Raw genomic sequence first — 26,056 nt, 5'->3', positions numbered from 1 at the left:
GGTTTTCGGAAAAAAAGACCATGCCCAGGAAATAGCGCGGGCGGCATACTGTAGCGCAATCCCGGCATACGCTCGGCTGGAACAGTGCGGGCAAGACCAGACGAGGAAAATATGACGGCCAAACCCCTCTATCGGCGTGTTCTGCTGAAGGCATCGGGCGAGGCGTTGATGGGCGAGCAGCATTTCGGCATCGATGTCTCGGTCGTCGACCGCATCGCCTCCGACATTGCCGAGGCAAGGGCGCTCGGCGTCGAGGTGGCCGTTGTCATCGGTGGCGGCAATATCTTCCGCGGGGTGGCGGTTGCATCCAAGGGTGGCGACCGGGTGACCGGCGACCATATGGGCATGCTGGCGACCGTCATCAACTCGCTCGCGCTGCGCACCTCGCTGGTGAAGCTCGGCGTCGATGCCGTGGTTCTGTCGGCCATCGCAATGCCCGAACTGTGCGAAAGCTTCTCGCAGCGCCAGGCCACTGCCTACATGAATGCGGGCAAGGTGGTGATCTTTGCCGGGGGCACCGGAAATCCATTCTTCACCACGGATTCGGCAGCGGCGTTGCGGGCGGCCGAGATTGGCGCCGACGCGCTTTTCAAGGGCACCCAGGTCGATGGCGTCTATTCGGCCGATCCGAAGAAGGACCCGACGGCGACGAGATATGACCGCATCAGCCATGACGAGGTCATTGCGCAAGGGCTGACGATCATGGATACCGCTGCAATTGCCCTTGCACGCGAAAACAACATTCCGATAATCGTCTATTCGATCCATGAGCAGGGCGGTTTCGGGGATATTCTCAAAGGCGGCGGCCGCTGCACGATCGTCGCAGACGCATGATCGGCATGAACGGCCTTGAACGTCCACGAGCCAAGGAGACAAAATTATGAACAACGGGGCAGATTTCAACGACATTCAGCGGCGCATGGATGGTGCCGTCAGCGCCTTCAAGCACGACCTTGCATCGCTCCGGACCGGTCGCGCGTCGAGCAACCTGCTCGATCCGATCCAGGTCCAGGCCTATGGTACGGCTATGCCGATCACGCAGGTCGCGACCGTGTCCGTGCCTGAGCCCCGGATGATTTCGGTTTCCGTTTGGGACAAGTCGATGGTTGGTGCCGTCGACCGGGCTATTCGCGAATCCAATCTGGGCTTCAACCCGATCATGGATGGCACGACGCTGCGCATTCCGCTGCCTGAGCTTACTGAGGAGCGCCGCAAGGAACTGGTCAAGATTGCGCATGGCTATGCCGAAAACGCGCGCGTTGCCGTGCGCCATGTCCGCCGCGACGGCATGGATACGCTGAAGAAGGCGCAGAAGGATGGCGACATCAGCGAGGACGACCAGCGCGTCCAGTCCGACAAGCTGCAGAAGCTCACCGACGATACGATCAGCACGATCGATAGCCTGTTGAACGGAAAAGAAACCGAAATCATGCAGGTTTGACACCTTGTCGGTAAGCCGGCGGCCCGAAAGCGAAGCGATGACAACGCCTGCGCATGTCGCGATCATCATGGACGGAAATGGCCGCTGGGCGAAGGCGCGCGGCCTGCCGCGCGTTGCCGGCCATCGCGCCGGGGTCGAGGCTTTGCGCCAGACGGTCAGGGCGGCCGGCGAGTTCGGTATTTCCTGGCTCACTGTCTACGCCTTTTCGTCCGAGAATTGGTCGCGCCCCAAATCCGAAGTCAGCGATCTGATGGGTCTGCTCAAGATATTCATCAGGCGCGATCTGGCCGAGCTTCACCAGAACGGCGTGCGCGTGCGCATCATCGGTGAGCGTTCCGGCCTTGAGCCTGACATCGCCGCGCTGCTCGAGGAGGCGGAAGCACTTACCATCAACAATCGCGAGACCAACCTCGTCATCGCCTTCAATTACGGCGGGCGTGACGAGATCGCGCGTGCCGCCCGCCGGATCGCGGCCGACGCCGTCTCCGGAAAGATCGATGTCGACGAGATCAGCGTCGACCATGTCACGGCCGCTCTCGACACCAGTGAAATCCCCGATCCCGACCTGGTCATCCGCACCAGCGGCGAGGTGCGGCTGTCGAATTTCCTGCTCTGGCAGGCTGCCTATAGCGAGCTTGTGTTCCTTCCTTGCTACTGGCCGGACTTCACCAAGGAACATTTTGCCGATGCACTTCGGCAGTTTTCGGCGCGAGACCGCAGGTTTGGCGGGCTGACCGCGCAAGGCGTCGCATCTTGAGCAACCTCCAGCTTCGGGTCATTTCCGCATTGGTGCTGGCGGTGGTCGTGCTTGGCCTGACATGGCTTGGCGGCCTGCCGTTCCGTATCCTGTCTGCGGCCATCGCGGCAGCGGTTTTCTTCGAATGGTGCGCCATGGCGCGCACGGCAGCCAACGCGTCCTTTCAATGGCTCATAGCCGCTTTTCTCGCGGTGGTCCTGGTTGCGCTCGTTGCGGGCTATTCGGCGCCGGCGGTCCTTGCCGTCTTCGGCCTGGCCTTGATCGTATCAGTCGTCTCCGGCCTGGTTCGCGGGCAGGGCGCATGGACGAGCGCCGGCCTTGCCTATGCCGGGCTCTCGGCCCTCTCAGTGGCCTTTCTGCGCGATAGCGACAGTTCCGGCCTGGTTGCCATCCTGTTTCTTTTTGCTGTTGTCTGGGCAACCGATATCCTCGCCTATTTCGTGGGTAAGGCTGTTGGCGGGCCGAAGCTGGCGCCATCCATTTCGCCGGGCAAGACCTGGAGCGGAGCGATCGGCGGTACGGTCGGCGGCATGGTTGCGGGGCTTGCGGTCGCGGCCGCGTCAGGCAGCACCGGCCTGCCATTGATGGTTGGCGTGGCGCTTTTCCTGTCCATCGTCTCGCAGATCGGCGATCTCTTCGAATCCTGGGTCAAGCGTCGGCATGGCGTGAAGGATTCCGGCAACCTCATCCCCGGTCACGGTGGCGTGATGGACCGTGTCGACGGACTTGTCGCGGCAGCCCTTGCCCTTTACGTGATTTGCATGACCCTTGGCGGGATGGATCACCCGGCGCATGGGCTGTTTCCGGCATGATCCGGGCGCATAGTAACCGCGGCGTGCCGGGGTCCGGCGGCTTGGATGTCTTGGATTTGTCGAGGTTGAAGCAGTATTGTCGGCGCGCTCTTCGCTGAGCACGTGGACAGGTTGAGGGCTTGATTTGAGCGAGATTCTTTCCGCGATGTTCGGCATGGACAGCCTGCTCATAGGCACCATCATACCGTTCCTGTTTGTCCTGACCGTCGTCGTGTTTGTCCACGAGATGGGGCATTACCTGGTCGGCCGCTGGTGCGGCATCGGCGTGCAGGCCTTCTCGGTCGGTTTCGGCCCCGAAATTTTCGGCTTCAACGATCGCCATGGCACGCGCTGGAAGCTCTCGGCCATCCCGCTGGGGGGCTACGTCAAATTCCTCGGCGACATGAGCGTCACCAGTTCTCCTGATTCGGAGGCGACGCAAAAGCTGACCGAAGCCGAGCGCAAGCATGCCTTCCACACCCAGCCGGTCTGGAAGCGCGCGGCGACCGTCTTTGCCGGGCCGCTGTTCAACTTTCTTTTGACCATCGCGGTCTTTGCCGTGATGTTTTCGGTCTATGGCCGCTTCGTTTCCGACCCGATGGTCGCGGAGGTGCGCGCCGAAAGCCCCGCCGCCCTTGCCGGATTCGAGCCGGGCGACCGTTTTATCAGCGTCGATGGAACGCCGGTCGAAACCTTCTCGGATGTGCAGCGCCTTGTCTCCGGCCGTGCAGGCGATCCGATCACCTTCGTCATGGAGCGCAATGGCGCCGAGATCATCCTCAACGCCACGCCTGAAATCATGGAGCAGCAGGATGCGCTGGGAAACACCGTCAAGGTCGGTGTGATCGGGGTCATCAACAATGAAGCGCTCGGCCAGCCGCGCCAGGTTACCTACAGCCCGGCAGGTGCGCTTGTAGAGGCCGTGAGCGAGACCGGCCATATCATCATGCGTACCGGTGAATTCCTGCAGCGCTTTGTCGTCGGGCGCGAAGACAAGTGCCAGTTGGGAGGCCCGGTCAAGATTGCCGACATGGCCGGTAAGGCCGCAAAGCTCGGTTTCGAGTGGGTGGTGCAGCTTGTGGCGCTGCTGTCGGTCGGAATCGGCTTCCTCAATCTGCTGCCGATTCCGCCGCTGGATGGCGGGCACCTGGTCTTCTATGGGGTGGAGGCGGTGATGCGCCGGCCGCTGTCGGAACGGATGATGGATATTGCCTATCGGGCTGGTATGTTCCTCGTGCTTGCCTTTATGGGATTCGTTTTCTGGAACGATCTATTTGGGTGCTGAAATCATTAAGAAAATCACCGCAACGCTGTGAGGATTGAGACTGCGTTTACCATCAGCCGCGATATGCGTGACGCTAATGCCACGCGATTGGTCTAAGTAAATGCAAATTAACCAGAAGCCTTGCGTGTAAGGAAAATCCGGTTAATACGGTATGGGAAATTAGCCGCACGTCCGGTTTTCTCGCCGTGGGGACTTCGAGAAAAGGTTACATAGCCCTATGAAGGCAGCATCGAGTTTTCTGAGCGCCGCGTCCGCGGTGGCCCTTTCCGCTTCCTTGGCTGTGCCGGGCGCGCTTGCTATTCAGCTTGCAGGCGTGTCGGCCGCGTCGGCGGCAACCGTCAGCAGCATCGATGTGCGGGGCAACCAGCGTGTCGAGGCATCCACGATTCGCGAGCATGTCGGAATAAGCCCCGGCAGGTCTTTTTCGAGTGCTGATGTCGATGAGGCCGTGAAGCGGCTTTTTGCCACCGGTCTGTTTTCCGACGTTCGCATCAATCAGGTCGGCTCGACGCTCGTCGTGCAGGTCTCAGAGTTGCAGGTCGTCAACCAGGTCCTGTTCCAGGGCAATAAGAAGATCAAGGACGCGGCGCTGTCGAGCGCAGTGCAGTTGAAGCCGCGCGGTGCATTCTCGACCGCGACGATGGAAGCCGACGCCGAAGCAATTCGCGAGGCTTATCGGCGCATCGGCCGCAACGACGCCACGGTCAACGCCCGCACGATGGATCTGGGCGAAAACCGCGTCAATGTCGTGTTCGAGGTCAATGAAGGCGAGCGCACCAAGATCGCCGATGTCAATTTCGTCGGCAACAACGCGTTCGGCGACCGGCGCCTTTCGGATGTGATCACGACCAAGAAGTCGACGATCCTGTCCCTGCTGACGCGTGACGACATCTATGACGAGCAGCGTCTGCGCGCTGACGAGGAGGCGCTTCGCCGCTTCTATTACAATCGCGGCTATGCGGATTTCCGCGTCGTTTCCGCCTTTGGTGAACTGGATGAGGCGTCCAATTCCTACACCGTGACGATCACGGTCGAGGAGGGCGACAAATATACTTTCGGCGATGTCTCGATCGAGACTTCGATCCCCGAGGTCAACACCACGGAACTCCAGTCGCTGGTCGAGACCAAGACGGGCGCGGCCTATAGCGCCAAGGATGTCGAGGATTCCATCATCGCCTTGACGGAAGAAGTGGCCGGCAAGGGCTATGCTTTCGCCCAGGTCACGCCGCGCGGCGACCGCAACTTCGAAAGCCACACCATCTCGGTGGTTTACACCATCGACCAGGGCGCCAAGACCTATGTCCAGCGCATCGAGATCCGTGGCAATGCGCGCACGCGCGACTATGTCATCCGCCGCGAATTCGATGTCAGCGAAGGCGATGCCTTCAACCAGGTTCTGATCCAGCGCGCCAAGAAGCGGCTTGAGAATCTTGGCTTCTTCGATCGCGTCGAGATTGCGACGGCTCCCGGCTCGGAGCCGGATCAGGTTGTCCTTGTGGTCGATGTCGTCGAAAAGTCGACCGGCGAGTTCTCAATCGGTGCCGGCTATACCAGCGGCGGCCAAACCCCTGGACCCTCGGTGGAAGCTTCGATTACCGAGCGCAACTTCCTTGGCCGTGGCCAGTTCATCCGCGTGTCTGCCGGCGGCGGTAAGGACTCGCGCGACTTCATGGTGTCGTTCACGGAGCCTTACTTCCTCGGGCGGCGTATCTCGGCCGGTTTCGATATCTACCGCCAGACACGCACGCTGGATAAATATGAGAGCGAACTGAACGGTGCTACGGTCCGTTTCGGTCTGCCGATCACTGAATCCGTATCGACGCAGCTTGCGTATAACTACACGCAGGAGAAGTACAGTTTGCGCGAGCATTGCGATGCGGACGGCAATGGACTGGTTGATGAATCAGGCACGCCTCCAACTCCGGTCTGCGACGTGTCACAGGCGATTCAAGAGGGTGTTAGAGAGAGTCCTTGGGTTAAGTCATCGGTGTCGGGGACGGTTCTCTACAATACCATTGACGACATGAAGAATCCGCATGCCGGCATCTATGCGACTTTCACTACGGAAGTTGCAGGCTTGGGTGGCGATGCGGAATTCGTCAAGCTCACCGGGCGGAGCAGCTACTATCATACACTGTCCGATGAATTGGATGTTGTCGGGCTGGTCAGTATCGGTGGCGGTCACATTGCCGGTTTCGGCGATAATAATCTGCGCATCTTCGATCACTTCAAGAACAATGAGCGCATAATCCGCGGCTTCGAATATGATGGCATCGGCCCCTTTGATCCGGCTACTGGCGATCATCTCGGCGGCACCACCTATTTCAATGCCTCGGTGGAAGCCCAGTTCCCGTTCCCGGTCGTTCCGGAAAGCTTCGGCCTGAAGGGTGCGGTGTTCGCGGATGCGGCAACCTTGTACGGAAACAAGATCGAAAGAACTGGCACCCTCACGGTTGCCGGAACCGACATGGAATGGCGTGCGTCGGTCGGTGCAGGCCTGATCTGGCAGTCGCCGTTCGGTCCGCTGCGCGTCGACTATGCCGTGCCTGTGGTCAAGGAAGATTCCGACGTCGAGCAGAATTTCAACTTCGGCATTTCGACCCGCTTCTGATTTGAGCGGGTGAGACTTCCGGGCCATGCGGGCCCGGAAGAAAAGGTTCACATGTCCGACCCGGTCTTTTTCGTGCCGTCGCGCCGCTATACGGCGCTAGAGATCGCGAATCTCACCGGCGCCGAATTCGTTGATCCCAGCTATGCGCAAACCGAGATCTCGACCATCGCTCCAGTGGGCGAGGGGGGAGACGAAGCGCTCGTCTTCGTTGAGGGCAAGCGCAATGCCGGTGGCTTGAAGGCACTGCGCGCGGCGATTCTTCTATGCACGCCCGATGTCGCCGATCTTGCTCCTTCAGGCATGGCCGTTCTGGTAACGCCGCGACCGCAGGCGGCATTTGCCCAGATCGGGCGCTTGCTCTTTCCGGCCGCTGCCATGCCCGAGCCGATGACCGGGGAAACCGGTGTGTCCAGGCTCGCCCATGTCGAGGAAAGCGTTCGCCTGGAAGACAATGTCATTGTCGAAGCAGGTGCCGTCATCGGTGCGAATGTCGCCATCGGCAGTGGCACCATCGTTGCTCCCAACGCAGTGATCGGACCGTCATCGCAGATCGGCCGCAATTGCTATGTCGGCCCCAGCGTCACCCTTCAATATGCGCTTGTCGGTAATGGCGTCATCATCCATGGCGGCGCGAGGATCGGCCAGGATGGTTTCGGCTTTGTTTCCGGTGCGTTCGGGCCCGAGCGCATGCCGCAGATCGGCCGCGTCGTTATCCAGGACAATGTCGAGATCGGCGCGAACACCACTGTCGACCGTGGCGCCATGGCCGACACTGTTATCGGCGAGAACACCAAGATCGATAACCTCGTGCAGATCGCGCATAATGTGCGCATCGGGCGCGGTTGCGTGATTGCAGCCCATTGCGGGATTTCGGGCTCGGTAACCGTCGGTGACTATGTGATGATGGGCGGCCGCGTCGGTCTCGCCGATCACCTGACGATCGGCAGCGGAGCAAGGCTGGCGGCGGCAAGCGGTTTCATGAATGACGTGCCGGCCGGCGAAGTATGGGGCGGGCTGCCCGCGCGGCCGATGATGGAGTTCATGCGCGACGTTGCCGCCATCCGCAAGCTGTCTTCCAGAACAAAACCGAAAGAGTGAGATCAATGGCTGAAGAAGCGCTGTCCACGCTTGAGGCAGTGGATATCCTTGGTTTAATGAAACTGCTGCCCCACCGCTATCCGTTTCTTCTGGTGGATCGGATCATCGATATCGATGCCGACAATTCCGCGGTCGGCATCAAGAATGTCACGATCAATGAACCCCATTTCCAGGGGCACTTTCCCGAACAGCCGGTCATGCCGGGCGTGCTGATCGTGGAGGCGATGGCACAGACCGCCGGCGCCATCTGCATCAAGAGCCAGAACACGGACAAGCCGTCGCTTGTCTATTTCATGACCATCGACAATGCGAAATTCCGGCGTCCGGTCGTGCCTGGCGACCGCCTTCACATCCATGTGAATAAAGTCAAGAAGCGCGGAAATATCTGGCGTTTTGCTTGCGAAGCGCTCGTCGATGGCGCAAAGGCGGCTGAAGCAGAAATTTCGGCGATGATGTCGCCCCCCACGGCCTGATGCAAAAGCAAACATTCATCCACTCCTCCGCTGTCATCGAAACCGGCGCCAGCATCGGTTCCGGTGTTCATATTGGCCCTCTCTGCCATATCGGCCCTGATGCGGTCATCGATGACGGCGTGAAGCTTGTCGGCCACGTCACGGTCATCGGAGCCACGACCCTTGGCGCGAACACAATTGTCTATCCGCAGGCCGTGCTTGGCGGCCCGCCGCAAAATCAGAGCCACAAGGGCGGGCGCACGACATTGACGGTTGGCGCCAATTGCATCATCCGCGAGTTCGTGACGATGCATATCGGCACCGACAATGCTCGCGGCGCCACCACAATCGGCGACAATTGCAATTTCCTCGCCTATTCGCATGTCGCGCATGATTGCATCGTCGGCAACAATGTCACCCTGACCAACGGCGCTACGCTTGGCGGCCATTGCGAGGTTGGCGACAATGTCGGCATAGGCGGCTTGAGCGCGGTCCATCAATTCGTGCGTATCGGCCAGGGGGCGTTCCTTGCCGGCGGTTCCATGCTTGTGGGCGATCTGATCCCTTACGCGATTGCCATGGGCAACCGTGCGAAGCTTCGTGGCCTGAATGTTGTCGGGCTGCGGCGGTCGGGAATGTCGAAAGCCGAGATCATGACATTGCGGCGCGCCTACAAGACGATCTTCGATCCGGCCCAACCGGTCAGCGAGAATATCGAGATCGCGCGCGCCGAATTCGCCGATTCGCCCGGTGCCATGAAGATTGTCGATTTCATCGCCGTGCGAGGAAAGCGCCACTATGCCGTGCCGCCGCTGAAGGGTGCCGTCGATGACGACGCCGACGATCAGGACTGACGCGGCGGGACTGCGGATAAAGCTTGCCGCCGGCGACAGGGTCGGCATCGTCGCCGGCCATGGCCGATTGCCGGTCAATGTCGCCCAGGGCCTGGCCGCTGCCGGCCACTCTCCCTTTATCGTCCATATCGAGGGTGAAACCGAACCCCATACCGGACTGGCTGATTATGACCATGAGACCCTGCCGCTGGAGGATTTCGGTGGCCTGGTGCCCTTGCTGAAGCGCCACCGCATCACCCATGTCGTCCTTGCCGGCGGCATCGAGCGACGTCCGAACTGGCGCGCCGTCCGTCCCAGGCTGTCCCTGCTGTCGCTGCTTCCCAGGGCGATTGCCGCGCTTGCCAAGGGCGATGACGGACTTCTGCGGGCGCTCGTACGCGGACTTGAGGGTTACGGGTTCAAGGTTGTCGGTGCCCATGAGATAGTGCCTGATCTTCTTGCCGAAGAGGGGCCGATGACGCGCACGCAGCCACGCAAGGCCGATTGGGCCGATCTGGAGGCCGGGCTGGTTGCTGCCCGCGCGATCGGCGCGCTGGACATTGGCCAGGGCGCGGTTGCGATCGGCGGGCGCGCCATCGCGCTCGAAGGCATCGAGGGCACCGACCAGTTGCTGGCGCGAGTGGCCGGCATGCGCGGCCATGGCCGGCTGGCCGGAAAGACACGTGGCGTTCTCGTCAAATGCGCCAAGCCGGGCCAGGAAATGCGCGCCGACCTGCCGGCGATCGGGCCAGCTACCGTGGAGGGGGCGCATGCCGCCGGCCTGGCCGGCATCGGCGTGGAAGCTGGTGGCTCGCTGGTTCTCGACTTTGGCCGCATGGTCGAACGGGCGGATGAACTCGGCCTGTTTGTTGTCGGCCTTGCACCCGGCGGCACCGAATGACGGCGGCTGCCCCCTTGAAGGTCGCAATCGTGGCGGGCGAGGAGTCAGGCGATCTGCTCGGCGCCGATGTGGTTCGCGCGCTCGGGCAGATGACGGGGCGCGACATCCAGCTTGTCGGCATCGGTGGAAGGCATCTGCAGGAGCTCGGGCTTGAACCGTTGTTCGACGGCGGCGAAATTGCCTTGATGGGCGTGGCCGCAATCGTGCGGGATCTCCCGCGCCTCATGCGCAGGATCGGCCAGACAGCAAGGGCGATTGTCGAAGTGCAGCCCGATTGCCTCATCACCATCGACAGCCCGGATTTCGCGTTGCGCGTGGCCCGCAAGGTCCGCGCTGCCGCTCCCGCCATTCCCATCGTCCACTATGTATGCCCCAGTGTCTGGGCATGGCGGCCGGGCAGGGCACGCGCGATGCGCCCTTATGTCAATCATGTGCTGTGCATATTGCCGTTCGAAGTTGCCGAGCTGGAGCGTCTGGGCGGCCCGCCCGGCACCTATGTCGGCCATCGCCTCAGCCATGATGCTGGCGTGCTGGCGGCCCGCCAGGCGCAGGCGCTGCCACGCGACCTGTCGGATGACCGCGTCAAGACCTTGCTCGTGCTGCCCGGCTCTCGCCGTGGCGAAGTGCGGAAATTGATCGAACCGTTTGCCGAGACGGTTTCCATCCTGCGCGCGCGCGGTCACAGATTGCGGCTGGTCCTGCCCACGGTTCCGCATGTTGCCGATCTCGTTGCCCAGTCCGTTGCGAACTGGGAAGACAAGCCGGAAATCGAGACGGATGCCGCGCGCAAATGGCAGGTATTCGGGCAAGCCGATGCGGCGTTGATCGCGTCCGGAACTGTTTCACTGGAACTGGCGCTCGCCGGCGTGCCCATGGTCTCCGCCTACAGGCTCGATCCGATCGCCAGGCTCCTGCAGGGTATGATCACGGTCTGGTCGGCACTGTTGCCAAACCTCATCGCCGATCGGCCGATCGTGCCGGAATTCTATGACCGCTATGTCCGGCCCCAGAATCTTGCGCGTCACCTGGAAGCCTTGTTTGCCGATACAGCCTTCCGAAGCTGGCAGAAAGACGGATTTTCTGAAGTGGCGCGGCGAATGGCGACGGACAAGCCTGCAGGCGAGATAGCTGCCAAGGTGATCCTTGCCAAGATAGAAGGCCATAAGGCTGGCTCTTGATGCAAAAAAGCGCCCAAGGGCGCCTTTTCAAATGCATATGCCGATTTCAGCGCTTGGCGATCGGTACGTAGTCGCGTTCCGTCGCGCCGGTATAAAGCTGGCGTGGCCGGCCGATCCGCTGGTGCGGGTCCTCGATCATTTCCTTCCACTGCGAAATCCAGCCGACGGTACGGGCGACCGCAAACAGCACCGTGAACATGGCGGTGGGGAAGCCGAGTGCCTTGAGCGTGATGCCGGAATAGAAGTCGATATTCGGATAAAGCTTCTTTTCGATGAAATATTCATCGGTCAGTGCGATCCGTTCGAGTTCGATCGCCACGTCCAGCATCGGGTCGTCCTTGATGCCGAGTTCGCCCAGAACCTCATGCGTGGTCTTCTGCATGATCTTGGCGCGCGGATCATAGTTCTTGTAGACGCGATGACCGAAGCCCATCAGCCGGAACGGATCGTTCTTGTCCTTGGCGCGGGCGATGAATTCCGGGATGCGATCGACATGGCCGATTTCCGACAGCATGGTGAGGGCAGCCTCGTTGGCGCCGCCATGGGCCGGGCCCCACAGGCAGGCAATGCCGGCGGCGATACAGGCAAACGGATTGGCGCCCGACGAGCCGGCGAGGCGCACGGTCGATGTCGAGGCGTTCTGCTCGTGATCGGCATGCAGGATGAAGATGCGTTCCATCGCGCGGGCGAGAACCGGGTTGACCTTGTAGTCCTCGCAGGGAACCGCGAAGCACATATGGAGGAAGTTCGCCGCGAAATTCAGCTCGTTCTTCGGGTAAACGAAAGGTTGGCCGATATAGTATTTGTAGGCCATGGCAGCGATGGTCGGCATCTTGGCGATCAAACGGATCGAGGCCACCATGCGCTGATGCGGATCTGAAATATCGGTCGAGTCGTGATAGAAGGCCGACAGCGCGCCTACGACGCCGCACATGACCGCCATGGGGTGGGCATCGCGACGGAAGCCGCTGAAGAACTTCGTCATCTGCTCATGCACCATGGTGTGGCGCGTGACACGCAGGTCGAAATCGTCCTTCTGCGCCTTGGTCGGCAATTCGCCGTAGAGCAGCAGGTAGCAGACTTCCAGGAAATCACCATGTTCGGCCAACTGGTCGATCGGGTAGCCGCGATGCAGCAATATACCCTGGTCGCCGTCGATGAAGGTGATTCCCGATTCGCAGGAGGCCGTCGAAGTGAAGCCCGGATCGTAGGTGAAAGCGCCGGTATCCTTGTAAAGCGAGGCGATGTCGATGACATCGGGGCCCACCGATCCGCTTCGAACCTTCAACTCGTGGGTTTTGCCGCCAAATTCCAGTTTTGCTGTAGATTCGGTCATCGCAACTCCCTTCGTGCCCGTCCACTGTTCTTGCGGCCCGGTATAGAGCCGCTTCAAAAATATGCGCTTCTGCTATCGCATTTCCCAAGCCGTGCCAAGTTTGGCGGCGGCAATGTTGCACTGCAGCAGTGCGGTTTCAATGGGAAATTATAAGGTCAAAACGCGTTAATCGATTTGATCGGCAATGCGTCCAAGACTTTCGTCACGGCCGAGCACCGCCAGCACATCAAATACACCCGGAGAGGTGGTTTTTCCGGTCAGTGCTACCCGCAGGGGCTGCGCGACCGCCCCGAGCTTGAGTCCATTTTCATTGGCAAATTCACGAATTGCAGCTTCCACCGCAGCCGCGTTCCACTCGCCGGTAAGTGCTGCAAGAGCGGTATGCGCACCCTTCAACACAGTGCGCGGCCGTTCGCCCAGAACGGGTGCAGCTTTTTCGTCCACGGCAAGCGGCCGCTGCGCAAACAGGAAGGCTGAACCGTCTGCCAGTTCCACCAGCGTCTTGGCGCGCTCTTTCAGCCCCGGCATGGCTGCCAGAAGCTGCGCCCGCCGCTCGTCATCCAGCCCGCCCGCAATCGGCGCCCCGTTCTCCAGATAGGGCAGGGTGGCGACAAATATCTCAAGCAGTTCGGCGTCGTCCATCCTACGCATATGGACACCGTTCAGCGCCTCCAGCTTCTGGAAGTCGAACCGTGCCGCCCCTTTGTTGACGTCCTCGATCTCGAACCAGCTGATCATGTCTTCAAGCGACATCACTTCGTCGTCGCCGTGGCTCCAGCCTAGGCGCGCGAGATAGTTGCGCAACGCGGCAGGCAGATAGCCCATGGCCCGATAGGCTTCGACGCCGAGTGCGCCATGGCGCTTGGAAAGCTTGGCCCCGTCGGCACCATGGATCAGCGGTATATGTGCCATGACCGGCACGTCCCATCCCAGTGCGTTGTAAATCACGGTCTGGCGTGCCGCATTGGTCAGGTGGTCGTCGCCGCGGATGATGTGGGTGACGCCCATGTCATGGTCGTCCACCACCACCGCATGCATATAGGTCGGGTTGCCGTCCGACCGCAAAATGATGAAATCGTCCAGATCCTTGTTGGGAAAGCGGACCTCGCCCTGCACGCGGTCGTGGACAATGGTTTCGCCCTCGGTCGGCGCCTTGATGCGGATTGCGCCTTTGACCCCCGCCGGCGCCTCGGACGGGTCGCGGTCGCGCCAGCGGCCATCATAGCGCGGCGGGCGGCCTTCGGCCCGCGCCTTTTCGCGCATTTCATTGAGTTCTTCGGGCGAGGCGTAGCAATAGTAAGCCTTACCCATCCGCACCAGTTCTTCCGCCACTTCGCGGTGGCGCGGTGCGCGCTCGAATTGCGATACCGGATCGCCGTCCCAGGTCAGGCCCAGCCAGGACAGGCCATCGAGAATGGCGCTTGTGGCAGCTTCGGTCGAGCGCTCGCGATCGGTGTCTTCGATGCGAAGCAGCATCTTGCCGCCGGTGTGGCGCGAATAAAGCCAGTTGAATAGTGCCGTTCGCGCGCCGCCAATATGCAGAAAGCCGGTGGGCGAGGGGGCGAAGCGGGTGACGACTTTGTTGGACATGATGCTTCCGAGGAAAAGAGGCCGCAGCAACGGCATGCGCCGTGCATGGCAATTTGGTGGGCTTCATGTAGCATAGAGGGTCAGTGGTGCAAGGGGGAGGGGCGTGGCTGAGCGGTGCCTGCAAGGGCGCGGTCGGCCGTGTCCCGGTCGGGACGCCGGATGGCACAGGAAACATCCGCTAGCGAGGTAAGCGAGAGAGCGTTACTCGGCTATTCGGCAAATGACCTGCCTGCTGAGGCCACCACCCGCTTGCCGCCGGTATCCACCCGCACTGGCGATCTGATCCGATCTCCTGTTTCCGGCAGCCGCTATATACTGACGGCGACCGGCGCCGCTCATGCGTTGCGTCTTGCCGTCACCGTCGAGCAGGAGCGTGGCACAGCCTTCCTGCTCATTCCTGTTTTCCTGGCGCTTGGGGCAATAGTCTATTTCAACCTTGCGGCGGAACCCGCGTGGGTTCCGTTGTCGGGCTGCGGGGGCATTATTGCAGCGATTTGGCACTTCCTCCCTGCCGAGCGGCAGGCCGTGCGCTTTGTCCTTGCGGGCATGTTGCGTTGCCTGATCGGCGCCCTGTTCGCCAAGGCCGAAACTTGGCGTGCAGGCACCAATATGCTTGGAAGCGAAATCTCCACGCAATTGACCGGACGTGTTCTGAGCCTCGACTATATGGCCAATGGACGCGTGCGGCTGACGATGGACGTGACGGGGACGGCACGCCCGGTGCTGCGTTACGCGCCGGAGCGGGTGCGGGTGTCGGCGCGTAAGATCCCGCCGGATCTGCGTGCCGGGTCGGAAGTTACCGGGCTGGTCCGGCTGTTGCCGCCCTCCGGTCCCGTCCGCCCAGGGAGTTATGATTTTTCGTTCGAAAGCTATTTCGACGGTATCGGCGCCAGCGGGTTTTTCCTGCGCGGTCCGGAACTCATTTCTCAAACGGCGCCGGTTCCGGCCGTGGCGCGATTCTCGATCTGGGTCGAAGATATCCGCAATCGTATCGCCGGGCGCATCCGCGGCCATATTGGCGGGCCGGAAGGCGAGATTGCCGCAGCGCTCGTGGTCGGCGTCAGGGCCGGTATTCCCGAAGACATCAACGAAGCCATGCGGCGCTCGGGCATATACCACATCATCTCGATTTCGGGCCTGCATATGGCGCTGGTTGCCGGGACCGTCATGGGCACACTGCGTGCAATATTCGCATGCTTTCCGGGATTTGCCTCGCGCCATCCAATCAAGAAATATGCTGCGGCTATCGCGCTGGTCGGGCTTGCTTTCTATCTTTTCATTTCGGGCGCGGAAGTCGCGGCCCAGCGCAGTTTCATCATGCTGGCGATCATGCTGATTGCGCTTTTGTTCGATCGCGCGGCACTGACCATGCGCAATCTGGCGATCTCGGCTATCATCGTGATTGCAATTGCTCCGCATGAAGTCGTTGGCCCCAGTTTCCAGATGTCCTTTGCCGCCACCGCCGCCCTTGTCGGCGCCTATGCGCTGTGGTCGGAGCGCCGATCCGGAAAATCCCGCTCTGCGGCGGACCATCAATCGAAGGCTGGCGTGGTTGTGCGAAAGCTCGGCGGTGTCGTCATCGGACTTGCAGTGACCTCCGTCGTCGCCGGCCTGGCAACGACCGCGTTCGGCGCCTATCATTTCCAGCGCGTGTCGCCATTGAGCCTTGTTGCCAATCTTGCGGTCATGCCGGTGGTCTCGATTGTCGTCATGCCGTTCGGCGTTGCCGGTTCCATCGCCATGACGCTTGGGCTCGATCAGCCGTTCTTTGCGGTGATGGGCCAGGGCCTCAAAGTCATGATCGCCTTGTCGAAGTGGTTTTCCGAGCGCACGCCCATCGATGCCGTCGGTCTCGTCTCGGTCTATGCGCTGGTGTTCCTGACGATTGCCCTGATCCTTGCGACGATGGCGACCACTTGGCTGCGGCTGGTAGCCCTGCCTTTCGTGCTGATCGGCTTGTTGATGCTTGGCGCAGTTCGAACGCCGGATGCCTTCATTTCGGAAGATGGCCGGCTGATCGCCTTGGCAACCGGCAGCGGCCAACTTGCGATCAATCGCCCAAGGCCAGGCGAGTTCACGATCGAGAATTGGCAACGCGCTTTGCGCGCGGAAACAATCATCAAGCCTGTCAAGGCCACGGCTACCGAATTGCCGCCGGCCACAATCCCGGAGATGCCGCCGGGCATAGGGTTCGTTTGCGACGAGGCATTATGTGCCGCACGCCACCCCTCCGGTTCGCTCATCGCCCATGCGGCTACGATTGAGGCGGCGCGCAGCCTATGCGATCAAGCCACCCTGATCGTGGTGGCCGATGCCACCGCCCGGAAAATGTGCCGCAACAGCATCGCCGAGGTGGTCACGTTGCGTGATCTGGCGCAGTTCGGCAGCGCTGCCATCTATCTTTCGTCCGATTCGGAAAAAGGCGTGAAAGTCCGCTTCGCGCTCGCCAAGCCCTACCGGCCTTGGCACACACAGCGCCGTTTCTCGCGTGCCGCGCGTGGCTTGCCACCTTACCAGCGAAAACAGCCTGTCGCAGCGACGACACCAAAACAACCCATGTCGACCGCCAACAGACCAGCAGAAATCATGCCGCCAGCGACCAGCACCGTGCCTTAGAGAGCAATTCCACGATAAGTGGAGGGCGTTTCCTGTCCGGAATTTGCGTAAATCGGCCGGAGCGGTTCAAGGACTCCGTCAGGTGAACCACCCTATCTGTTTAATTTTGCAGGATTTGTGCAACGCCAAGTGATTTCACTTGGCTGCAAAATGCCCTAGTAGCGGCGGATCAGACCGACCAGCTTGCCCTGCACCTTGACGCGATCGGGGCCGAAAATACGGGTTTCATAGGCTGGATTGGCCGCCTCCAGCGCAATCGAAGCTCCCTTGCGGCGAAACCGCTTCAGCGTTGCTTCCTCCTCATCGACAAGGGCCACGACGATCTCGCCCGGATTGGCTGTGCTGGCATTGCGGATGATTACCGTGTCGCCGTCGAAGATACCGGCCTCGATCATCGAGTCACCCTTGACCTCGAGCGCATAATGCTCGCCCCCGGAAATCATTTCAGGCGGCACTGAGATGGAATGGGTCTTGTGCTGGATGGCGTCGATAGGCACGCCGGCGGCGATCCGGCCCATCACCGGAACCGATATGGATGCGCCGGCATCGTCGTTTCCGGCCGAATGCAGGCGTGAGGGCTCGGCTTCGCGGCGGCCAAGGCTGCCCTCGATGACGCTGGGTGAAAACTTGGCGCGCTGCGGCGCAAGACCCGGAGCTATGGATTCGGGCATCCGCAGGACTTCCAGGGCGCGTGCCCTGTTGGGCAGCCGGCGAATGAAGCCGCGCTCCTCCAGCGCGGTGATGAGCCGGTGGATTCCCGATTTGGAGGCAAGGTCGAGCGCTTCCTTCATCTCATCGAAGGAAGGGGGGATTCCGGTTTCCTTCATCCGCTGATGGATGAACAGTAGAAGCTCATGTTGTTTGCGCGTCAGCATTGCAGCCCCACGGAATCAAATACAAAACAAAACCAGAACAAACACTATCTGTTCCATTTGTGTTCCGCAACTGTTTAAATTTTAATGAATCCGTTAAGGGTACGGAAACCAAAAACATTTGCCGGCTGCTATTCGCAAGACATTGGAGCGGTCAGCGCAGCCTGATCACGGTGCAGGAATCTCCGGCGTTTGCGGCCGGAGAATGCGGTTCGCGCACGATCAAGGCATTTGCGTTGGCAAACACTTTCAGCATGGAGGAATCCTGGACGATAAAGGGCGTCGCCAGCAGACCTTCCGGACCGTCCTGCAGGGTGGCGCGGATATAGTCCTGCCGCCGGTCGTTGGCGGGCAGGGGAGCGCCAAGCTTGGCTCGGAGCGTGTCAGGAGCGTAGTGCCGCCCGCCCAGCCGCGCCAGCAGCGGTTTCAGGAACAGATAGGAGCAGACCAGGCTCGCCACCGGATTGCCGGGTAGACCGATGAAGCGGGTGCGTCCAAGCCGGCCGAACATCAGCGGCTTTCCGGGGCGCATGGCGATCTTCCAGAAGTCCAGTTCCATGCCCTGTTCGGTCAGCACGGCATGGGTCAGGTCGTGATCGCCGACCGAGGCGCCGCCAAGCGTGACCAGCACGTCGGCTCCCTCATCGACGGCGCGTCGCACCAGCGCGGCGATTGCCTGCCTGCGGTCCGGTGCAATGCCGAGGTCGAGCACTCGCGCGCCGGCCGCCTCGGCAATGGCGGCGACGCCGTAGGCGTTGGAGGCGATGATCTGGTCCGGGCCGGTGTCGCTGCCGGGCGGCATCAGCTCGTCGCCGGTGGCGATGATCGCCAGCAAGGGCCGCTTCACCACTGGAAGGGCAGGATAGTTGGCGGCGGCTGCAAGCGACAGCGCGGCCGCGTCAAGCAGCCGGCCCTTGTCCAGCAGGGCATCGCCCTCGCGAAAGTCCAGCCCGCGCCGCCTGATATGGCGGCCTTTGGCCGGCGCCTCGACAATTTCGACCGTGTTTTCGTCGAGCTTTCTGGTGTCTTCCTGGATAACGACCGTATCGGCTCCTTCGGGAACCGGCGCACCGGTGAAGATGCGCACCGCTTCACCGGGGCCAACCACCCCTGCGAATCGTTTCCCCGCCGGGGCAATGCCGATCACCCGCAACGTGACAGGCAGGCGAGCCACATCTTGCGCCCGCACCGCGTAGCCGTCCATGGCCGATGCATCGAAAGGCGGCTGGGTGCGCCGGGCCGTCAGCGGCTCGGCAAGCACGCGTCCGGCAGCCTCGGCAATCGCGACGGTTTCGGATTCGCTCGGCTCTGCCCCATCCAGAAGCCGCTCCAGCGCTTCGTTGACGGCAAGCAGCGCCATTCTAATCCCCGGCCCGGAAGTCGCCGGATTTGCCGCCGGTCTTCTCGATCAGCCTGATCCCGGAAATGACCATGCCGCGATCCACCGCCTTGGCCATGTCGTAGATGGTCAGGCAGGCAACCGATGCCGCCGTCAGCGCCTCCATCTCAACGCCGGTCTTGCCGCTCACGCGCGCCAGCGCCCTGATCCGCAGGCCGGGCAGTGCCTCGTCCATCTCGATATCGACCGAAACCTTGGTCAGAAGCAGTGGGTGGCAAAGCGGGATCAATTCATGGGTCCGCTTGGCTGCCATGATGCCGGCAAGCCGCGCGGTGCCCAGCACGTCGCCTTTCTTGGCGTCGCCATTGCGGATCATTCGCAGCGTTTCCGGCTGCATGGTGACGGTGCCTTCGGCAATTGCGGTGCGCTGCGTTTCGGCCTTTTCGCCGACATCGACCATGTTGGCCTGGCCGTCGGCGCCAAGGTGGGTGAGGGCGGGTTTGTCAGCCATGCCCGTTTGCTCCGGTCAGCAGCGTGCGGGTGGCAGCAGCGACGTCCTCCTGCCGCATCAGGCTTTCGCCGACCAGGAAGGTGCCGATGCCGGCGTGCTCGAGCTGCCGGCAATCCGCATGGGTGAAGATACCGCTTTCGCCAACCAGCAGGCGGTCATCGGGCACCAGCGTCGCCAGGCGCTCGGAGGTTTCCAGGCTGACCTCGAATGTGCGCAGGTTGCGGTTGTTGATGCCGATCAGCCGCGAGGAAAGCTTCAGCGCGCGTTCGGTTTCGGCTTCGTCATGGACCTCGACCAGCACATCCATTCCCAGTTCGAAAGCGGTGTCTTCGAGCCTTCTGGCGTCGTCGTCTTCCAGGCTCGCCATGATGACGAGGATCGCATCGGCGCCCCAGGCGCGGGCCTCATAGACCTGATAGGGCTCGAACATGAAGTCCTTGCGCAGCGCCGGCAGCGAACAGGCATCCCGGGCGGCGGTAAGGAATTCCGGCGCGCCCTGGAATGAAGGAGCATCGGTCAGCACCGACAGGCAGGCAGCGCCGCCCAACTCATAGGCTTGCGCCAACGATGGTGGGTCGAAATCGGCGCGGATCAGCCCTTTCGAGGGGCTGGCCTTCTTGATTTCGGCGATCAGCGCGAATTTGCCTGCCTCCCGTCTGGCCTGCAATGCGGCCAGAAAGCCGCGTGGCGGCGCGAGGTCGCGTGCGCGTGCGCTCAGCTCGGCCAGCGGCAACCGTGCCTTGGCTGCGGCGATCTCGTCGCGTTTGTAGGCTTCAATCTTGCGCAGAATGTCGGTCACGCAGCTACCTGTTCGAAACCTGGACCAATGCGTCGAGAACGCCAAGCGCGCGGCCATTGTCGATTGCGGCGGCCGCAGCGGCAATGCCTTCGGCCAGCGTGGCCACATGGCCGCCGACGACCAGGCCGGCGCCGGCATTCATCAGCACCGTGTCACGATAGGCGCCTTGTGCCCCCGACAACATGTTGCGCAGCGCCTGCGCATTGAAGGCCGCATCGCCGCCGCGCAGGTCCTCGCGCGAATAGCGCTTGAGGCCGACCTGTTCCGGAGTGAGGACAAAGCTCTTCAATGTACCGCCGACAAGTTCGGCCACATGCGTTTCGCCGGTGGTGGTGATTTCGTCAAAGCCGTCGCCATGCACAACCCAGGCGCGGTCGGCCTTCAGCGCCTTCAGCGTCTCGGCCACCGGCCGCACCCATTCGGGCGAAAACACCCCGACCATCTGGCGGGTAACGCCGGCCGGGTTGGAGAGGGGGCCGAGCAGGTTGAAGATGGTGCGCGTGCCAAGTTCGGCGCGCGTGGGGCCGACATGGCGCATGGCCGGATGGTGCGCGGGCGCGAACATGAAGCCGACGCCCGCTTCGCGCACGCAAGCGCCGATCAGGTCGGGTTCGAGGTCGATCTTCACGCCGAGCGCGGTCAGCACATCGGAAGCACCGGTCTGCGAGGACAGGCCGCGATTGCCGTGCTTGGCGACCGGTACACCGCAGCCGGCGATGACGAAAGCCGAAGCGGTGGAGATATTGACGCTGTGCGAGCCGTCGCCGCCGGTACCGACAATATCGACGGCACCTTCCGGCACCTCCACGCGCAGCATCTTGTCGCGCATGGTGGCAACCGCGCCCATGATCTCGCTGACGGTTTCGCCGCGCACGCGCAGCGCCATCAGGAAGGCACCGATCTGGCCGGGCGTGGCATCGCCCGACATGATGATGTCGAACGCCTCGCGCGCTTCCTCGTAGGAGAGGGCGGTACCGGTGGCGACTTTGGCCAAATGTGGTTTGAGCGTGCTCATCGTGGTCAGAAAGCCAATGCCTGGTTGATCGCGTTGCGGTCAATCGTGACTTTGTACTGAGCCTGAAGCTGCGCGACGAGCTGGTCGAGAAGATCGTCGGACATGCCGGCGGCAAACTGCTGGCGGGCATCCTCAGGCACCGAGTCCGGACCGGCACCTGCAGGCTCGAAGGATTCCACTACCTTGAATAGGATCTGCGCATCGCCGGTGGGCGCCGAAACCAGCCCCTCGCTGCCTTCGCCGACGCTGAATGCCGCCGCAACGCCGGCCTCACCGAAATCGGCATCATCGGTTCCACGCTTCAATCCGCGTTTGGTCTGCTTTTCCAGCGACAATTCTCCGGCCAGCACGTCAAGCGAAGCGCCATCCTTCACCCGCTTGCGCAGTTCCTCGCCCTTGGCGGCAAGCCGCGTTGCTGTTTCGGCCTTGGTCCAGTCGGCGACAACCTTTTCGCGGACCTCGTCCAGCGCGCGGTCGCGGGCGGCTGTGACGCCTTCCACTTCATAGAAGACGTAACCGTTCGAGCCGATATTCACGGGAGGGTTTTCGACCCCCGTCTCGGCTTCGAAGGCGGCCTGAAGCAGGTCACGCGACTGCGGCAATGTGTTGATCACGGTTCCGTCGGGCGCCTGTGCCGAGCGGCTGATGGCGTCGATGGTGACGACTTTCAGCTTGAGGCGGTCGGCTGCTTCCTTCATCGATTCGCCGGCGGCACGCGCGTCCTCATAGGCGTCGTGCACTTCCAGAAGGACGCGGCTTGCCTCGGCCAGCGCCAGTTCCTTGCGGATTTCGGCCGAAGCGTCGGCAAGCGACTTCACCGTCTGCGGCTTGATCTCGGTGACGCGCAGCAAAAGCGGGCCGAACGCGCCTTGCACCACCGGGCTAACTTCGTTTTCGGCAAGTGCGAAGGCTGCTTCGGCCACCGCCTTGTCGGCGATCCTGTCCTTGGTCAGCGTTCCCAGGCTGGTGTCGGCCATGGTCTTGCCCTCGGCCGTAACGATCTTTTCGAAGGTCGCGCCGCCGGCGATGGAATCGCGTGCCGCCTGCGCCGCTTCGGGCGTCTTGAACACGATCTGCTCGATGGTGCGGGATTCAGGCGTCGTGAAACGATCCTTGTTCTTTTCGTAATCCTCGCGCACCTGCTCGTCGCTGACCGAGGATTCATCGACTATGTCTTCCGGTTCCAGCTTGATATAGGAAATCTTGCGATATTCCGGCGCGGCGTAGTCCTGCTTGTTTTCTTCGAACCAGGCCGAAAGCACGTCATTGGCGGGTGCTTTGATCGGCTCCACCAGTGCCTTCGGCAACACCAGATAATCGACTGTCCGGTCTTCGCCATTATAAAGCGCGACGGCGCGCAGGAAGGTGTCGGGGGCCTTCAGCCCATCTGACACCGCCTCGATAATCTGCTGGCGCACGGCCATCTGGGCTCGACTGTTGAAATAGTCGTCGGGACGCATGCCGACCTGGCGCAGCACGTAATCGAACTGCTGCCGGTTGAAGCGCCCGTCCGGTCCCTGGAATGCCGGGTCTTCCGCCGTCAGCGAAGCCAGCTTGTCCTTGGAGAGCCCGAGCCCGAGGTCGCGCGCCTGCTCGTCGAGCACCGCGCCGGCGACAAGCTGGGCCAGCACCTGGTTGTCGATGCCCAGGGCGGTGAGCTGGTCGCGCGTCAGGCGGCGCCCGAACTGTTGCGACAGCACATTGACCTGGCGGTCGTAAGCCAGCCGGTATTCCGTCGTGGAAACCGAGCTGTCGCCGACCGTCACCACCTTGTTGCTGCCACCGCCGCTGATGATCTGATCTGAAATGCCCCAGACCGCGAAGCTTGCCACCAAAAGCATCAGCAGCAGCTTTGCGACCCAGGTTCCAGCGGCTTTGCGCAAGCTATCAAGCATAATCAGGTCCGGTTGTTGATTGTCTTTGTGTAGAGTGTCCGAACCATCGGCAATAGCCCCCTCGGTTTCAAAACTCAATGCGCATATGCACGCCGAGCCTGCCGATTTCCCGCCCGCTGCGTCGCTTTGCGCGCCTTCGACAATTGCTTTGCGCCTCGTTTTTGATAGGGAGACAGGAGATCATCGCCACCATCACAGGAGACAGTGAACCATGACGCCAGGAATTCGCCCGTTGGTCGCCGGTAACTGGAAGATGAACGGGACGAGCGCCTCGCTTGGCGAACTGCGCGAGATCGGGCACGGCTTCATGCGTGGCCTCGACGCCGATACCGAAGCGCTGTTGTGCGTGCCGGCGACGCTGTTGACGCGCGCCGCCGAAATCCTTGCCAGCACGCCCGTTCGCCTCGGCGGAGAGGATTGCCACGCCAAGGCAAGCGGCGCCCACACTGGGGACATCTCGGCCGAGATGCTGAAGGATGCCGGCGCCTCGCATGTCATCGTCGGACACTCCGAGCGCAGGACGGACCATGGCGAGGACGATGCGACGGTGAGGGCCAAGGCCGAAGCCGCTTGGCGGGCAGGGCTGGTCGCAATCATCTGCGTGGGCGAAACCCAGGCCGAGCGCGAAAGCGGCGCGACCCTGTCGGTCCTTTCGCGCCAGATCGAAGGCTCGGTGCCGGCCAGCGCCACCGCCGCCAATATGATCGTTGCCTATGAGCCGGTCTGGGCGATCGGCACCGGCTTGACGCCGACCGTGGACGATGTTGCCAAAGCCCATGCGCATATCCGCGCCCGGCTTGCCGAAAAGCTCGGTTCAGAAGCAGGCAAGGTCCGCGTTCTTTATGGCGGTTCGGTCAAGCCATCGAACGCGGTCGAGTTGCTGTCGGTGGAAAATGTCGATGGAGCCCTGGTGGGCGGCGCCAGCCTGAAGGCCGCCGATTTCCTCGGCATCGCGGAAGCCTATCAAGCGATGTGATCCGCTTTTTCGTTGCAATGCAGGTCGCTGATCCCATATTCGGGCACGGGCTTGGAAATGCCATGAAAGCATTGTATTGAGCCGCCTCCACATCAAGCGACGCGCCTTGCGCCCGCAAATCCGCCAAATCCAGGTGAAGTCATGGAAACCGTAGTCATCGTCATTCATCTGATGGTCGTTCTGGCGCTCGTCGGCCTCATCCTGATGCAGCGTTCGGAAGGCGGCGGTCTGGGCATCGGCGGCGGTTCGGGCTTCATGACGGCGCGTGGTGCTGCCAATGCGCTGACGCGTGCAACCGCTATTCTTGCGGCGGTTTTCTTCGTCACCTCGCTGACGCTGTCGCTGATTGCGCGTTATGGCGAGCGGCCGACCGACATTCTCGACCGCGTGCCGACCACGCAGGAGGGCACTGTCCCCAGCCAGGGCACAGGCGGTGGCGTTCTCGACCAGCTCGGCGGCGCACCGGCCACGCCTCCCGCGGGCGAGGAGGGTTCCGCACCTGCCGCCACGCCGCCGGCAACTGCGCCGGCCGAGCCTGCCGCACCGCAGGTTCCGAACCAGTAAGGCGCCATGCCGATACTGTGCCTGTTGTGTAATAGGCACAGTAAATGCAAATACGATTCTGCGAGCCGAAAACCGGCCTTGGCACATCACGGCTCGCTTGAGATTTTCAACGTTAATTGCTTATAAATCCCGCAGCGGCAGTGTCGGCACATCGCACCGCATGAATTTGCGTTGCCGCGCAATATCGAAATATCGGGATAGTCATAATGCACATTCGCGGTCTCATTCTCTTGGGCCTCTGCGCTGCCATCGGCATGTCGATTCCAGCCCACGCCGACACCACGCCGACGAAAACCTATCTGTTCCCGTCCAACGCCAAGACAGACGATGCCGAGGCCAAGGATAAGACGGTCAAGAAGAAGCTGACGGCCAAGGAACAGGTCAGGCAGAAAAGGGCGGCCGAGGCCAAGGCAGGCAACGACCAGAAGAAGTTGGCAAAGGCCACAAGCAGCAAGCCCAAGGCTGGCGCGGCTGCGGCTGCTGCAATCGTCCTGGATGATCCCGCAACCATCGCGCAGACCGGCAATAATGGCGAATTGCGCAGCGAGGGATCGGACCGGCCGCAGGGCGGCTTCCTCTCGGTGCTTTTCGGCGGCGATCCGGCTTCGCCGCGCATGCTGCCGCAGACCCGCGCGCTCGACGCCGCGCTCGAACAGAAGCAAGCCAGGAAGAATTTCAAGGTCAAGTCCGACTTCGAGCCCCAATCGGTGGCGTTTTCCGGCTATCCGCGCGGCACCATCGTCATCGATACCTCGGCGCGTTATCTCTATCTGGTCGAATCCTCTTCTACCGCGCGCCGCTATGCCATCGCGGTCGGGCGCGAAGGGTTGCAGTTCAAGGGAACGACGACGGTTGGTGACAAGCAGGAATGGCCGCGTTGGATTCCCACGCTCGACATGCAGAAGCGCGAGCCGAAGAAATACGGCCAGTATAAGGACGGCATGCCCGGCGGCCCCGAAAATCCGCTTGGCGCCCGCGCGATCTACCTTTATCAGGGCAAGAAGGATACCTATTTGCGTATCCATGGAACCAATCAGCCGCAAACCATCGGCACCAGTGCCTCCAATGGCTGCTTCCGCATGGTCAATGACCATGTCATGGATCTCTATCGGCGCGTCAAAATGGGCACGAACGTCGTCGTAATGTGATGCAGGCCGACATTTCTCAGGGGCCGGTTTTGCCGGCCCTTTTTATTT

23 protein-coding genes are annotated in these 26,056 nt (G+C 61.7%); 15 read left to right on the top strand and 8 right to left on the bottom strand.

Going from position 1 to position 26,056, the window contains the following annotated elements:
* The first annotated feature begins 111 nt into the window (after positions 1-111).
* From pyrH to lpxB, 11 genes are all read left to right on the top strand, one after another.
* A complete protein-coding gene (gene pyrH, locus EET67_RS07920; protein WP_128625627.1) occupies positions 112-834 on the top strand; it encodes a UMP kinase in 723 nt (240 codons plus the stop codon).
* A 46-nt stretch (positions 835-880) separates the two neighbouring features.
* Positions 881-1,441, top strand: a complete 561-nt coding sequence (frr, locus tag EET67_RS07915; protein WP_128625626.1) for a ribosome recycling factor — start codon at positions 881-883, stop codon at positions 1,439-1,441.
* 37 nt (positions 1,442-1,478) lie between these two features.
* Positions 1,479-2,198, top strand: a complete 720-nt coding sequence (locus tag EET67_RS07910) for an isoprenyl transferase (RefSeq protein ID WP_128625625.1) — start codon at positions 1,479-1,481, stop codon at positions 2,196-2,198.
* Positions 2,195-3,010 (top strand): phosphatidate cytidylyltransferase, encoded by an 816-nt coding sequence (locus tag EET67_RS07905; protein ID WP_128625624.1) that lies wholly within the window; start codon positions 2,195-2,197, stop codon positions 3,008-3,010. Before EET67_RS07910 ends, EET67_RS07905 begins: the two co-directional genes overlap by 4 nt.
* 124 nt (positions 3,011-3,134) lie before the next feature.
* On the top strand, positions 3,135-4,274 hold the full coding sequence (gene rseP / locus EET67_RS07900; protein WP_165899827.1) for an RIP metalloprotease RseP: 1,140 nt from the start codon (positions 3,135-3,137) through the stop codon (positions 4,272-4,274).
* Between the two features lie 217 nt (positions 4,275-4,491).
* Positions 4,492-6,885 (top strand): outer membrane protein assembly factor BamA, encoded by a 2,394-nt coding sequence (bamA, locus tag EET67_RS07895; protein WP_128625623.1) that lies wholly within the window; start codon positions 4,492-4,494, stop codon positions 6,883-6,885.
* 51 nt (positions 6,886-6,936) lie between these two features.
* Positions 6,937-7,983: a UDP-3-O-(3-hydroxymyristoyl)glucosamine N-acyltransferase gene (lpxD, locus tag EET67_RS07890; protein WP_128625622.1), complete on the top strand. Its 1,047-nt coding sequence runs from the start codon at positions 6,937-6,939 to the stop codon at positions 7,981-7,983.
* A 5-nt stretch (positions 7,984-7,988) separates the two neighbouring features.
* Positions 7,989-8,456 carry a 3-hydroxyacyl-ACP dehydratase FabZ gene (gene fabZ / locus EET67_RS07885; RefSeq protein ID WP_128625621.1) on the top strand — a complete coding sequence of 156 codons (468 nt, stop codon included), beginning with the start codon at positions 7,989-7,991 and terminating at the stop codon, positions 8,454-8,456.
* On the top strand, positions 8,456-9,289 hold the full coding sequence (gene lpxA / locus EET67_RS07880) for an acyl-ACP--UDP-N-acetylglucosamine O-acyltransferase (RefSeq protein WP_128625620.1): 834 nt from the start codon (positions 8,456-8,458) through the stop codon (positions 9,287-9,289). The genes fabZ and lpxA overlap by 1 nt, the downstream gene beginning before the upstream one ends.
* On the top strand, positions 9,264-10,169 hold the full coding sequence (locus EET67_RS07875) for an LpxI family protein (RefSeq protein ID WP_128625619.1): 906 nt from the start codon (positions 9,264-9,266) through the stop codon (positions 10,167-10,169). Before lpxA ends, EET67_RS07875 begins: the two co-directional genes overlap by 26 nt.
* Entirely contained in the window at positions 10,166-11,347 is a 1,182-nt protein-coding gene (gene lpxB / locus EET67_RS07870; protein WP_128625618.1) for a lipid-A-disaccharide synthase, read from the top strand. Before EET67_RS07875 ends, lpxB begins: the two co-directional genes overlap by 4 nt.
* 46 nt (positions 11,348-11,393) lie before the next feature.
* On the opposite strand, the gene gltA is transcribed toward lpxB, so the two are convergent.
* Both gltA and gltX read right to left on the bottom strand, forming a co-directional pair.
* Complete coding sequence (gene gltA, locus EET67_RS07865; protein ID WP_128625617.1) at positions 11,394-12,683, bottom strand: citrate synthase; 1,290 nt, start codon at positions 12,681-12,683, stop codon at positions 11,394-11,396.
* A 165-nt stretch (positions 12,684-12,848) separates the two neighbouring features.
* A complete protein-coding gene (gene gltX / locus EET67_RS07860; RefSeq protein WP_128625616.1) occupies positions 12,849-14,273 on the bottom strand; it encodes a glutamate--tRNA ligase in 1,425 nt (474 codons plus the stop codon).
* Positions 14,274-14,432: 159 nt separating this feature from the next.
* On the opposite strand from gltX, the gene EET67_RS07855 reads away from it, so the two are divergent.
* Positions 14,433-16,889, top strand: coding sequence for a ComEC/Rec2 family competence protein (locus EET67_RS07855; RefSeq protein WP_128625615.1), 2,457 nt, complete (start codon positions 14,433-14,435; stop codon positions 16,887-16,889).
* 155 nt (positions 16,890-17,044) lie between these two features.
* On the opposite strand, the gene lexA is transcribed toward EET67_RS07855, so the two are convergent.
* The 6 genes from lexA to EET67_RS07825 form a co-directional block, all read right to left on the bottom strand.
* Positions 17,045-17,764 (bottom strand): transcriptional repressor LexA, encoded by a 720-nt coding sequence (gene lexA / locus EET67_RS07850; RefSeq protein WP_128625614.1) that lies wholly within the window; start codon positions 17,762-17,764, stop codon positions 17,045-17,047.
* 151 nt (positions 17,765-17,915) lie between these two features.
* Positions 17,916-19,121 (bottom strand): molybdopterin molybdotransferase MoeA, encoded by a 1,206-nt coding sequence (locus EET67_RS07845; protein WP_128625613.1) that lies wholly within the window; start codon positions 19,119-19,121, stop codon positions 17,916-17,918.
* A 1-nt stretch (position 19,122) separates the two neighbouring features.
* Positions 19,123-19,611, bottom strand: a complete 489-nt coding sequence (gene moaC / locus EET67_RS07840) for a cyclic pyranopterin monophosphate synthase MoaC (RefSeq protein ID WP_128625612.1) — start codon at positions 19,609-19,611, stop codon at positions 19,123-19,125.
* Positions 19,604-20,410, bottom strand: a complete 807-nt coding sequence (gene trpC / locus EET67_RS07835) for an indole-3-glycerol phosphate synthase TrpC (protein ID WP_128625611.1) — start codon at positions 20,408-20,410, stop codon at positions 19,604-19,606. Before trpC ends, moaC begins: the two co-directional genes overlap by 8 nt.
* A gap of 4 nt (positions 20,411-20,414) precedes the next feature.
* The gene (trpD, locus tag EET67_RS07830) at positions 20,415-21,425 is read right to left on the bottom strand and encodes an anthranilate phosphoribosyltransferase (RefSeq protein ID WP_128625610.1); all 1,011 of its coding nucleotides are present in this window, start codon (positions 21,423-21,425) and stop codon (positions 20,415-20,417) included.
* 5 nt (positions 21,426-21,430) lie between these two features.
* Positions 21,431-23,320: a SurA N-terminal domain-containing protein gene (locus EET67_RS07825; RefSeq protein ID WP_128625609.1), complete on the bottom strand. Its 1,890-nt coding sequence runs from the start codon at positions 23,318-23,320 to the stop codon at positions 21,431-21,433.
* A 211-nt stretch (positions 23,321-23,531) separates the two neighbouring features.
* Here EET67_RS07825 and tpiA point away from each other — a divergent pair, with 211 nt between their 5' ends.
* From tpiA to EET67_RS07810, 3 genes are all read left to right on the top strand, one after another.
* On the top strand, positions 23,532-24,296 hold the full coding sequence (gene tpiA, locus EET67_RS07820; protein ID WP_128625608.1) for a triose-phosphate isomerase: 765 nt from the start codon (positions 23,532-23,534) through the stop codon (positions 24,294-24,296).
* A gap of 141 nt (positions 24,297-24,437) precedes the next feature.
* Positions 24,438-24,860 carry a preprotein translocase subunit SecG gene (gene secG / locus EET67_RS07815; protein WP_128625607.1) on the top strand — a complete coding sequence of 141 codons (423 nt, stop codon included), beginning with the start codon at positions 24,438-24,440 and terminating at the stop codon, positions 24,858-24,860.
* 206 nt (positions 24,861-25,066) lie between these two features.
* A complete protein-coding gene (locus tag EET67_RS07810) occupies positions 25,067-26,008 on the top strand; it encodes a L,D-transpeptidase (protein WP_128625606.1) in 942 nt (313 codons plus the stop codon).
* Positions 26,009-26,056: the final 48 nt, after the last annotated feature.

Source organism: Borborobacter arsenicus (assembly GCF_003934165.1).
Classification (GTDB): domain Bacteria; phylum Pseudomonadota; class Alphaproteobacteria; order Rhizobiales; family Rhizobiaceae; genus Pseudaminobacter; species Pseudaminobacter arsenicus.
Note: the sequence above shows the minus strand (reverse complement) of the source record. Positions and strands in the feature narration are given on the sequence as shown.